The organism is Pontibacillus litoralis JSM 072002 (assembly GCF_000775615.1).
GTDB lineage: Bacteria > Bacillota > Bacilli > Bacillales > BH030062 > Pontibacillus > Pontibacillus litoralis.
In genome coordinates this window covers 352,252-364,056 of record NZ_AVPG01000001.1, presented here as the reverse complement: position 1 = coordinate 364,056, position 11,805 = coordinate 352,252, and the positions used below count along the sequence as shown (strand labels likewise).

Here is an 11,805-nt window from a genome sequence, read left to right as displayed (position 1 = left end):
TCATTACAATGAGGTGATGAGCAATGAAAAAAATTGGCGTTTTAACAAGTGGTGGAGATGCTCCAGGAATGAATGCTGCCATTCGTTCAGTAGTACGCAAATGTCTCTACCATAATGTAGAAGTGTACGGTATTTACTATGGTTATCAAGGATTAATTGATGGGAATATTAAGAAAATGGAGTTAGGTTCCGTTGGAGATATAATTCAACGTGGAGGAACAATGCTCTATACTGCTCGTTGCCCAGAGTTCAAAACGGACGAAGGTCAACAAAAAGGTATTGAACAATTAGAGAAATATGGTATTGAAGGACTAGTTGTTATTGGTGGCGATGGTTCTTTTATGGGTGCAAAAAAATTAACGGAAAAAGGATTCCCTTGTATTGGGGTTCCAGGAACAATAGATAATGATATAGCTGCTACGGATTATACTATTGGTTTTGATACGGCTTTAAATACTGTAATTGAAGCTATTGATAAAATTCGTGATACGGCTACTTCACATGAACGTACGTATGTTATTGAAGTAATGGGACGAGATGCAGGAGATATAGCACTTTGGGCTGGTCTAGCGGATGGTGCAGAAACCATTCTTATTCCAGAAGTCGATGAAGATTTCAATCATATTGTGGATCGATTGAAACGTGGACATGACCGTGGGAAACGTCACAGTATTATTATTGTAGCTGAAGGTGTTGGTTCAGGAGTGGATTTCGGGAAACGAATTCAAGAAGCAACAAACTTTGAAACAAGAGTCACGGTGCTTGGTCATACGCAACGAGGCGGATCACCTACTGCTTATGACCGTGTATTAGCAAGTCGTCTAGGTGCCAAATCTGTAGATTTACTGTTAAATGGAGAAGCAGGACGTATGGTAGGAATTCAAAATAATCAAGTCGTCGATCATGACATTATCGAAGCGCTTAATAACAAACACGCTCCAGATTTAACGATGTATCAGTTATCTAAAGAGCTTTCTATATAATGACGTAATAGTGGTGGGAACGTTCTCACATGCAGTTAATATAAATTGAAAGTGTAGGAGGCTATCACAAGCAATGAAAAAAACTAAAATAGTATGTACAATTGGTCCAGCATCTGAATCCATTGATATGTTAAAAGAATTAATTAATAATGGAATGAATGTAGCCCGTTTGAATTTCTCACATGGAGATTATGAAGAACACCGAAACCGCATTGAGAATATTCGTGAAGCTTCACGCCAAACAGGAAAAATAGTAGGAATTTTATTAGATACAAAAGGTCCTGAAATTCGTACAGGCATGCTAAAAGAAGAAGAAGTCTATCTAGAGAAAGGTGCAACAGCGTATGTCACGATGGACGAAATAGAAGGAGATGCAGAACGCTTCTCTGTCACATACCCAGGTTTAATTGACGATGTGCATGTAGGAGGGAAAATCCTTTTAGATGACGGGTTAGTAGAGCTTGAAGTATTAGAAGTACTTAAAGAACAGAATGAAATTAAAACAAGTGTATTAAATTCAGGCCCATTAAAAAATAAAAAAGGTGTTAACGTACCAAATGTAAGTGTCAACTTGCCAGGTATTACAGAGAAAGACGCAAATGACATAGTATTCGGTATTAAGCAAGGTGTTGACTTTATAGCCGCATCATTTGTACGTCGCGCTTCTGATGTATTAGAAATTCGTGAGCTATTAGAGAAACATCAAGCAGAACATATTCACATTATTCCAAAGATTGAAAACCAAGAAGGTGTGGATAACATTAAATCGATTCTTGAAGTTAGTGATGGTTTAATGGTTGCTCGTGGAGACTTAGGGGTAGAAATACCAGCAGAAGAAGTTCCATTAGTTCAGAAAGATTTAATTCGTCAATGTAATACCGCAGGAAAACCAGTTATTACAGCAACACAAATGCTTGATTCCATGCAACGCAACCCACGCCCAACACGTGCGGAGGCAAGTGATGTTGCGAATGCAATTTTTGACGGCACAGATGCGATTATGTTAAGTGGTGAAACAGCTGCTGGACAATACCCAGTAGAAGCTGTTACAACGATGCACAACATAGCTATACGCGCAGAATCAGCATTAGATTATCAAACAATCTTGAACAATCGTTCGCGCTCTAGCGATATGACTATTACAGATGCGATTAGTCAATCAGTAACACATACCGCGATGAACTTGAATGTATCTGCTATTTTGGCTCCTACAGAAAGTGGGCATACAGCTAGAATGATTTCTAAATATCGTCCGAAAGCACCGATTATCGCAGTTACATCTAAAGAGCATGTAAATCGTAAGTTATTACTAGTTTGGGGTGTACATGCGGTTATGGGTGTTCACACAGAGTCTACTGATGATATGTTATCGAATGCTATTGATAAAGGACTGAAGACGGGTATTTTTAATCGTGGAGACCGTGTTATCATAACCGCGGGGGTACCTGTGGGGGAAAGTGGCACGACAAACTTAATGAAAGTACACGTTGTAGGAGATGTGCTAACGAAAGGTCAAGGAATTGGAAAGAAATCAGCTTATGGTAATGTAGTAGTTGCTAAAACGGCTGAAGAAGCAATTGAGAAAGTCCAAGAAGGTGACATTTTAGTTACAGTTGGATCAGACAAAGAGATGATGCCAGCAATTGAAAAAGCGAGCGGGCTAGTAACAGAGGAAGGCGGATTGACGTCTCACGCTGCAGTGGTTGGATTAAGCCTTGGTATTCCTGTTATAGTAGGGGTAAAGAACGCTACAACGATTATGAAAGATGACGATGAAGTAACCATTGATGCTACCCTTGGTGATATTTATGAAGGGCATGCGAGTGTGTTATAATCATTATAAATAAAAAAGGGGCGATTAGCCTCTTTTTTATTTGTAATACTTTCTGTTCGATACTCTTTATTGTTTCATGTATAATACATTTTATAACAAGTTGCAAGAATGAAAGGAAGATGGATTTGTTTCGCTGGTTATTGTTGTTTATACTCGTAGTACCAGCAATAGAGATAGGTGTTCTTGTATGGGCAGGAAACATGGTTGGTCCATTATGGGTGATCTTACTTATTATTGCGACAGGAGTGCTTGGAGCCTATTTAGCTAAGCAACAAGGTTTAGACACTTTAAATAAAGCAAGAGATAATATGCAAATGGGAATTTTACCGCATGAAGAAATATTCGATGGTATATGTATTTTAATCGGAGCAGTCGTGCTGTTAACACCGGGATTTGTTACAGATGCGATTGGATTTATATTATTGTTTCCAGTAACTCGTAATCCGATTAAACGAGCTCTTCAACGTACTGTGAGCAAGATGATAGAAAGCGGGAACATTACCGTGTTCAGACGATTTTAACAAAAAACGGTTAGCCAAGTGCTAACCGTTTTTTGCTATATGTCTTTTTTTGGACCAATGATAAAGTCCCACACTTCTTGTATAATTCCTGTCTTGAACAACGTTTTGCTGACAACTAACAATACAGGTCCAATAATTAAACCGAGGAATCCAAATACTTGGTAACCAACAAATAAGGAAACTAGTGTAGCAAGTGGATCGACATTAATGTTCGTAGATAACACTTTTGGTTCCATAAATTGTCTTTGTAAAATAACGATGCTATACAAAATAGACAATCCAATTGTTAAAAAATAGTTACCTGTAAAGAACATGTAGATAATCCATGGTACGAAAATAAGTCCTGTTCCTAAATAAGGAAGAAGATCAATCGCTCCTGTAATGACTGCAATTGTAATCGCGTAATCGACACGTAATATTAATAGCCCTATAAGCACAATGATTGCAGTCATGGATATTAGCGTAAATTGTGCTTTTATAAAACCGAATAAAGCTGTTTGTAGGCCATTAAATAAATGGATAGTAGATTGAATGATTTTATCAGGTGTATAGTTCTTAATTCGGTCTCCCCATTTATACCAATCCTTACTAATGAAAAATGTTCCTAATACGGAGAAGACGATTCCTGTTGCTAAATTAGGAATATGAGACAATGTTTCTGGGAGCCACTTAAGTATACTCTCTAGCATATTAGCTCCAGCTTGGGCAAAGCTGTCTCCGAATCCTTCTATCGTATGAATGAGTTGTTGTTGTTGAGCTGGCTCTAACATTTTAAAGAACGAATTGACTTGCTCATACAATGGAACAAGATAAAAAGAGAACATATCTTGAATATAAGTGACCAGTGTTTCGAAATGTTCCGGTAAATGTTCTGATAAGTATTTTGTACCTGCTATAAGCTCTAAGACTAGAAAGGTAACGACACTTAATAAGAAGACGATAATAGCTAATATCGAAATAAAAACAGAAGCACCTCTTGGCAGCCGTGTTTTATTCACTAACACATTCACTAAAGGGTTCATGATATAAGCCATTACTAGAGCCACGATGAAAGGATAGGTGTATTGAAATAGGTTTGTAACTACAATAAAGCCTATCAGAATAATGAATGCTACATAAAGCAAGCGGGCAAACCGCCAAAAATATTGCCAAAACTTATCTAAATCCATAAATATTAAGTTGCCTCCTTAAATATACTTACGCGTCTATTATATCGTACTCTATTGATCAACGCTCCTAATTATACATGCTCTCCTTCTTTTTTTTAAAAACCTAGAAATCGTACTAATTATTTGTGTTTACCAATTATGAAAAGAATGAAATAATAACAATATGAAAACGCTCCATTAAAAAAATATAGATAAGAGGCATTGGATAAATTACTAAAAAATATATTTTTTTGAAATTAGTTAAGCGGTTTCAATTCACAAAGTTCTGATATTTGATATAATGTATGTAGGGGAAAGTTCATGAATAGTAAGATAACACGTAAGAAAACGTTTAGTAGAAGTCGGTGTTATCAATGGACAAAGGTAGTCAATCATGAAAAGGAGAGAGATCGAAATGACAGTTACTAGAGGTCTTGAAGGAGTTATTGCAACGGAATCTTCTATTAGTTCTATTATTGATGATCAATTGCGATATGTTGGTTATGACATCGATGATTTAGCTGAAAATGCTACATTTGAAGAAATTATTTATCTATTGTGGAATAAAAAGCTTCCGAACCAGAGTGAACTTGATGAGCTGAAAGGTGCGATAGCAAAAGAAATGGCACTTCCTCAGCCTGTAATTGATCATTTAAAATCTTATGATTTGAAAACAGTTCATCCCATGGCAGCTCTACGTACTGCAGTTTCAATTTTAGGATTATTTGATGAAGAAGCAGATATAATGGAACAAGAAGCAAACCAACGAAAAGCAATTCGTATTCAAGCGAAGATTTCAGCTATTATTAGTGCTTTCGCGCGTATACGCAAAGGATTAGAACCAGTGCAACCAAAAAGTGATTTAAACTATGCTGCTAACTTTTTGTACATGCTTAAGGGAGAAGAACCAAAAGCGATTGAAGTAGAGGCTATTGATAAAGCATTAGTGTTACATGCAGATCATGAGCTAAACGCATCTACATTTACGGCACGTGTATGTGTTGCAACATTATCCGATGTATATAGTGGAATTACTGCTGCGATAGGTGCTTTGAAAGGACCACTTCACGGTGGAGCGAATGAACGTGTTATGAAGATGCTTTCCGAAATTGGTGATGAAGATAAAGCAATTGATTACATTGACGAAAAATTGAAGAATAAAGAAAAAATAATGGGTATGGGTCATCGAGTATATGAAACAGGGGACCCACGTGCAAAGCATTTGAAAAAAATGTCAAAAGAACTAACGAATTTAACAGGAAATGCAAAGTGGTACAATATGTCTGTGAAAATTGAAGAATATATTAAAGAACATAAAGGGTTACCTGCCAATGTCGATTTTTATTCTGCATCTGTTTACCATAGTTTAGGAATAGATCATGATTTATTTACGCCTATTTTTGCGATGAGTCGTGTATCTGGTTGGTTAGCACACATTTTAGAGCAGTATGATAATAATCGATTAATCCGTCCAAGAGCTGAATATGTTGGACCTATGAATCAAAAATACGTACCAATTGAACAGCGCTAAATAACCATTTTAATTAGACTCAGTGACAACTTCTGAGTCTAGCTTATTTATTTTTTTTGCTTTCGGAGCATTTCATATCGTATGATAATATTGTATTGCTACTATTGTAAAGATTAGAACTAGGAGGGGTTTAAGTGTTACAAGGAGAAAAAATTACTGTAAACAACGGGGAAATGAACGTACCAAATCATGTAGTTATTCCATTTATTGAAGGGGACGGTATTGGTCCTGATATTTGGGCTTCGGCAAGCAAGGTTATTGATGCTGCTGTTGAAAAAGCTTACGGGGATACGAAGAAGATCCAGTGGAAAGAAGTGTATGCAGGGCAGAAAGCATTCGATAAGACAGGTGAATGGTTACCGGAAGACACATTAGAAACGATTCGCGACTACAAAATTGCGATTAAAGGTCCTCTTACAACGCCGATTGGTGGGGGTATTCGTTCTTTAAATGTTGCATTACGTCAAGAATTAGATCTTTTTACTTGTTTACGCCCTGTACGTTGGTTCGAAGGAGTACCATCTCCAGTTAAACGTCCAGAAGATACTAATATGGTCATCTTCCGTGAGAACACAGAAGATATTTATGCGGGAATTGAGTGGGAAAAAGGAACTCCAGAAGTGAAGAAAGTAATTGATTTCCTCCAAAACGAAATGGGAGTACATAACATCCGTTTCCCAGAAACATCTGGTATTGGCATTAAACCAGTTTCTGAAGAAGGAACGAAACGTCTTGTACGTTCTGCAATCGAGTATGCACTTCGAGAAGGACGTAAAAGCGTGACGCTTGTTCATAAAGGGAACATTATGAAATTTACAGAAGGTGCTTTTAAAGCCTGGGGTTATGATGTAGCAGAGCAAGAATTTGCAGATAAAGTGTTTACGTGGAGACAATATGACGAAATTGTTGAAAAGGAAGGCAAAGAAGCTGCAAATAAAGCAGAAGAAGCTGCAGTTGCAGAAGGCAAAATTGTAGTGAAAGATGCTATTGCTGATATTTTCCTACAGCAGATTTTAACTCGCCCGAAAGAATTTGATGTGGTTGCTACAATGAACTTAAATGGTGATTACATTTCTGATGCGCTTGCTGCACAAGTAGGTGGAATCGGTATTGCTCCTGGAGCGAACATTAACTTTGAAACAGGTCATGCCATTTTTGAAGCAACACATGGTACTGCACCTAAATATGCCGGTATGGATAAGGTGAATCCATCCTCAGTTATTCTATCTGCTGTATTAATGCTTGAACATTTAGAGTGGAGAGAAGCTGCTAATCTTATTACAAAAGCAATGGACAAAACAATCGCTAATAAAACGGTAACATATGATTTTGCTCGTTTAATGGAGAACGCAACAGAAGTGAAGTGTTCTGAGTTTGGTGAAGCATTAATTCAAAATATGGACTAATATGCAAATGGGAAGGGGTATTACCATGGGAATGGAGAGAAAGAAAGTTTCTGTAATTGGTGCAGGTTTTACAGGTGCTACAACTGCTTTTATGATTGCACAGAAAGAATTGGCGGATGTTGTACTCGTTGATATTCCAGATCAAGAAAAGCCAACAAAAGGAAAGGCGCTGGATATGTTAGAAGCAAGTCCAGTACAAGGTTTTGATTCAAATATAACTGGTACAGCAAATTATGAAGATACAGCGAAATCGGATCTAGTCATTATCACAGCTGGTATCGCTCGTAAGCCAGGAATGAGCCGTGATGACTTGGTGGCAACTAATTCGAAAATCATGAAGAGTGTGACGAGGGAAATTGTGAAATTTTCACCAGATACGACGATTTTAGTATTAACGAATCCGGTAGATGCAATGACGTATAGCGTATTCCAAGAATCAGGTTTTCCAAAACATCGTGTTATTGGACAAAGTGGCGTATTGGATACAGCACGATTCCGTACGTTTATCGCTCAAGAGCTAAATATGTCGGTTAAAGATATTACTGGATTCGTTTTAGGTGGTCATGGGGATGACATGGTTCCTTTAATCCGTTACTCTTATGCTGGTGGAATTCCGCTAGAGAAGCTAATCTCTGCTGATCGTTTAGAAGAAATTGTGGAACGCACTCGTAAAGGTGGAGGAGAAATTGTAGGTCTCCTTGGTAACGGAAGTGCTTATTATGCACCTGCAGCCTCTTTAACAGAAATGGCTGAAGCAATTTTGAAAGATCAACGTCGTGTACTTCCAGCAATTGCTTACCTTGAAGGTGAGTATGGATACCAGGATATTTACCTTGGTGTTCCTACTATATTAGGTGGAAACGGTATAGAGGAAGTTATTGAATTAGAATTAACAGAAGATGAGAAAGCACAGCTAAATAAGTCTGCTGAATCTGTTAAAAATGTTATGAATGTAGTACAATAAGAATATGAGAAGAACTCGGCATATGTCGAGTTCTTCTATCACCAGAAAAAGAAAACGCTTTCATGGAGGTGGTAACAATGATTGGAAAAAAGCGCAAGTTAGGCTCTAAGTTAAAAGAATTAAAAGTAGGGCAATCTTATTCGGCTGATTTAACTATTGCAGATAAGGAATTGTTGTTATTCTTAGGATTAACTGATGATGCAAATCCACTATATATCCAACATGACTATGCTTCTCAAACACCATTTAAACAACCTCTTGTCCCGCCAGTTATGCTAATAGGCTTTATCAATTCTGCTATATCAATGTACTTGCCAGGACCAGGTTGCCACATTGTCGAGCAACAGGTTACTTATCCCCATCCAGTTTATCATTATGCTGTATTATCGCTTTACTTAGAAGTTACGGATATAAATGAGGAAGATCATTTGATTACAGTAATGGTGAAAGTAGAGGACGAAGAAGGGCGAATCGTTGTAGATGGTAAGATGAAAGTATGTCCAGCTTATGAACTAGAATCAATGAATGCGAAATCTCTTGAAAATTTTTATTAATATGAACACCGAATATGCTGAATGACATACACATTAAAGTGAAGTCATTCAGTTTTTTTTATGATACAGTACAACTGGATAGGAACCTATACAGGAAAAGTTTAGGGAAATCAATCGTTTTTGTAAATGCAACGTAAATTCTGTGTGAAAATATTGTTAACTACAAAGGGATTATCTATATAAAACTTTAGAAATATGAAACTTCGTTGTATGATGTAAAGAGAGAATCTTGAACTGAGGTGTATGTAAAATGGCTCAACACATTCTTATAGTGGATGATGAGGAATCAATTGTAACATTATTAAAGTACAACATTGAACAAGCTGGATTTACAACCGATGTTGCCTATAGTGGGAAGGAAGCGTTAGATAAAGCTTCTGTACAACCGTTTGATTTAATTATATTAGATGTCATGTTGCCTGAAATGGATGGAATGGAAGTTTGTAAACAAATGCGACAGAAGCAAATGCAAACACCAATTTTAATGTTAACAGCGAAAGATGACGAGTTCGATAAAGTATTAGGCCTTGAATTAGGTGCGGATGATTATTTAACAAAGCCGTTTAGTCCAAGAGAAGTGGTGGCTCGAATTAAAGCGATTTTGCGAAGAATATCTCAACATGCACCAGAAATAGCGAGAGGAACCGAAAGTTATAAAATTGCTGATTTAATCGTTTACCCTGAACAATACGAAGCGACGGTTAAAGGGAGCGGTCTTGTTCTAACACCGAAGGAATTTGAACTTCTTCTTTATTTAACGAAGAATAAAGGAAGAGTGCTTTCTCGTGATCAATTATTAAGTGCTGTTTGGAATTACGACTTCGTTGGTGATACTCGAATTGTAGATGTCCACATTAGCCACTTAAGAGAGAAGATTGAACCAGATACGAAAAAGCCAGTGTACATAAAAACGATAAGAGGTCTTGGCTATAAGATGGAGGACCCGTCTAAAGATGCGTAAACAAGTCTCGCGGCCCTTTCTGAGCTATTCCATTTTAGCGATTATTCTAATGATGGGATTAGGTATTGTACTTGCTCAATTAACAAAAAATTTCATTGTAGATATTATAGAAGAAAGAGTGAAAAATGACGCCCATTATTTAGTGGATTTATTGGATAATGCTGATGGAGTTTCTCAACTTGAACATATTAGTGACAAACTTAATATAGCCTTGGTATATAAGCAAGATGCTGATGTTGTTTTTGACACAACGGATGATGTATTAGATTTATCTGAGAAGGAAAGAGAAAGCGTTCAACAATTCGTTCAAAGCTATGATTTGAGTTTATCTCCTATGAATAAAGGGCAATTAAAGAATAATATTTTCTACTTTCCTTTTCAAATCAATGATAATGATGAGTTATCTGGAACTATTTTTATGATTATTAAAGTTAATGCTGTCACTGATATTACGAAGCATATTTGGTTGATTATTGGTATTACTGTATTTATTGGCATATTAGTAATGGCTACACTCGGACGGAGCATATTTGAGAAGTATATTAAGCCGATTCGTTCTGCTGCAAGGGTAGCAGATGAATTAGCACAAGGGAACTATCGAGCAAGAACGTATGAAGGTAATTTTGGTGAAGCAGCTCAATTAACAAGTTCTATTAATGTCCTTGCTCGTAATCTTCAAGAGATGAGCATGGTACAAGAAATGCAAAATGATCGGTTAGAGGCTGTTATTAACAATATGGGAAATGGTCTTGTGCTGATTGATGAGAAAGGCTATGTTAATTTAGTAAATAAGGCATTTCTAGATAGTTTTAAAGGGGAATATAATGATTATTTAGGTCATTTATATTATCAAGCCATTCAAGAGGAAGAAGTGCATAAAGCGGTTAAAGAAGTATTTATGACAGAACAGCATGTCCGCCATTCCTTTACTCGTCGTTTACAAATAGAGCGTAGGTTTCTTGAAGTTTTAGGTGCTCCTATCATCAATGAATCATATGAATGGAAAGGCGTTGTGTTAGTATTTCATGATATAACAGAATTGAAGAACTTAGAACAAACGCGCAAAGATTTTGTAGCGAACGTTTCTCATGAATTAAGAACGCCTATTACGTCAATTCGTGGATTCTCTGAAACGTTATTAGATGGAGCGATGCAAGATGAGGCTTTACGAGAACAATTCATTAATATTATTTTGAAAGAAAGCCAACGATTACAATCCTTAATTCATGATTTGCTAGAATTATCGAAGTTAGAGAAGGAAGAATTTCAACTAAATATCGAGCCAATTTCGATTCGAGCGATGATTAACGATATCATTCCAATTGTAGAACAACAAGCAGATGAGAAAGAGATTACGATTCATACACATTTTGAAGAAGATGTGTTGATGGAGGGAGATGCTGCTCGATTAAAACAAGTCGTGATGAACTTACTTGGAAATGCGATACATTATAGTCATCCTCGTGGTAGTGTCACGGTCTCTATAAAAAAACATCAAGCCGATGTCCATATTATGGTGGAAGATAATGGGGTTGGAATTCCAGAAGAAGAAGTTCCACGAATATTTGAACGTTTTTATCGTGTAGACAAAGCGAGATCTAGAAATTCAGGTGGTACTGGTTTAGGTCTTGCAATTGTTAAACATATTGTTGAAGCTCATCATGGTACGATTAAAGTGGATAGTGTATATGAGAAAGGTACAACGTTTCATATCTTTATACCAATGAAATTTACATTAAATTAATAGAAAGTTCATTTAAGGTTTACAAAACGTTGGTATATTATTAGTTGAAACCCTTTCATCCAAGGTGTTTTCTTTTTTTACGGAAGCCTAATCCCGCTTCCGTTTTTTTATTATCATTAAGTCCTTTAATCTGGAGTGATTAAAGGGCTTTTTATATTT

General features: G+C 36.7%; 10 protein-coding genes. 9 read left to right on the top strand and 1 reads right to left on the bottom strand.

Translation table 11 applies throughout. The annotated features are described in order from the left end of the window. Nucleotides 1-23: 23 nt before the first annotated feature. The 3 genes from pfkA to N784_RS01810 all read left to right on the top strand — a co-directional run bounded on the left by pfkA (nucleotide 24) and on the right by N784_RS01810 (nucleotide 3,338). Complete coding sequence (pfkA, locus tag N784_RS01820) at nucleotides 24-983, top strand: 6-phosphofructokinase (RefSeq protein WP_036831442.1); 960 nt, start codon at nucleotides 24-26, stop codon at nucleotides 981-983. A gap of 73 nt (nucleotides 984-1,056) precedes the next feature. Continuing rightward, nucleotides 1,057-2,817, top strand: coding sequence for a pyruvate kinase (gene pyk / locus N784_RS01815; RefSeq protein ID WP_036831439.1), 1,761 nt, complete (start codon nucleotides 1,057-1,059; stop codon nucleotides 2,815-2,817). Nucleotides 2,818-2,942: 125 nt separating this feature from the next. Then, the gene (locus N784_RS01810; RefSeq protein ID WP_036831437.1) at nucleotides 2,943-3,338 is read left to right on the top strand and encodes an FxsA family protein; all 396 of its coding nucleotides are present in this window, start codon (nucleotides 2,943-2,945) and stop codon (nucleotides 3,336-3,338) included. 35 nt (nucleotides 3,339-3,373) lie between these two features. Here the strand turns inward: N784_RS01810 and ytvI are convergent, their stop codons facing one another. Further along, nucleotides 3,374-4,507, bottom strand: a complete 1,134-nt coding sequence (gene ytvI, locus N784_RS01805; protein WP_036831434.1) for a sporulation integral membrane protein YtvI — start codon at nucleotides 4,505-4,507, stop codon at nucleotides 3,374-3,376. A 394-nt stretch (nucleotides 4,508-4,901) separates the two neighbouring features. On the opposite strand from ytvI, the gene citZ reads away from it, so the two are divergent. The 6 genes from citZ to pnpS all read left to right on the top strand — a co-directional run bounded on the left by citZ (nucleotide 4,902) and on the right by pnpS (nucleotide 11,646). Further along, nucleotides 4,902-6,017, top strand: coding sequence for a citrate synthase (citZ, locus tag N784_RS01800; RefSeq protein WP_036831432.1), 1,116 nt, complete (start codon nucleotides 4,902-4,904; stop codon nucleotides 6,015-6,017). Between the two features lie 134 nt (nucleotides 6,018-6,151). Next, a complete protein-coding gene (icd, locus tag N784_RS01795; RefSeq protein ID WP_036831429.1) occupies nucleotides 6,152-7,423 on the top strand; it encodes an NADP-dependent isocitrate dehydrogenase in 1,272 nt (423 codons plus the stop codon). Between the two features lie 25 nt (nucleotides 7,424-7,448). Then, a complete protein-coding gene (gene mdh / locus N784_RS01790; protein WP_036831426.1) occupies nucleotides 7,449-8,387 on the top strand; it encodes a malate dehydrogenase in 939 nt (312 codons plus the stop codon). Nucleotides 8,388-8,464: 77 nt separating this feature from the next. Next, nucleotides 8,465-8,941, top strand: a complete 477-nt coding sequence (locus tag N784_RS01785; protein WP_036831423.1) for a MaoC family dehydratase — start codon at nucleotides 8,465-8,467, stop codon at nucleotides 8,939-8,941. 250 nt (nucleotides 8,942-9,191) lie between these two features. After that, on the top strand, nucleotides 9,192-9,902 hold the full coding sequence (locus tag N784_RS01780; RefSeq protein WP_036831420.1) for a response regulator transcription factor: 711 nt from the start codon (nucleotides 9,192-9,194) through the stop codon (nucleotides 9,900-9,902). Further along, complete coding sequence (pnpS, locus tag N784_RS01775) at nucleotides 9,895-11,646, top strand: two-component system histidine kinase PnpS (protein ID WP_036831419.1); 1,752 nt, start codon at nucleotides 9,895-9,897, stop codon at nucleotides 11,644-11,646. The genes N784_RS01780 and pnpS overlap by 8 nt, the downstream gene beginning before the upstream one ends. The last annotated feature ends 159 nt before the right edge of the window (nucleotides 11,647-11,805 follow it).

Excerpts from the sequence above, each read along its gene's own strand:
- N784_RS01785 (WP_036831423.1), top strand. The coding sequence starts at position 8,465 with ATGATTGGAAAAAAGCGCAAGTTAGGCTCTAAGTTAAAAGAATTAAAA.
- pyk (WP_036831439.1), top strand. The coding sequence starts at position 1,057 with ATGAAAAAAACTAAAATAGTATGTACAATTGGTCCAGCATCTGAATCC.
- pfkA (WP_036831442.1), top strand. The coding sequence starts at position 24 with ATGAAAAAAATTGGCGTTTTAACAAGTGGTGGAGATGCTCCAGGAATG.
- ytvI (WP_036831434.1), bottom strand. The coding sequence starts at position 4,507 with ATGGATTTAGATAAGTTTTGGCAATATTTTTGGCGGTTTGCCCGCTTG.
- citZ (WP_036831432.1), top strand. The coding sequence starts at position 4,902 with ATGACAGTTACTAGAGGTCTTGAAGGAGTTATTGCAACGGAATCTTCT.
- N784_RS01780 (WP_036831420.1), top strand. The coding sequence starts at position 9,192 with ATGGCTCAACACATTCTTATAGTGGATGATGAGGAATCAATTGTAACA.
- pnpS (WP_036831419.1), top strand. The coding sequence starts at position 9,895 with ATGCGTAAACAAGTCTCGCGGCCCTTTCTGAGCTATTCCATTTTAGCG.
- mdh (WP_036831426.1), top strand. The coding sequence starts at position 7,449 with ATGGGAATGGAGAGAAAGAAAGTTTCTGTAATTGGTGCAGGTTTTACA.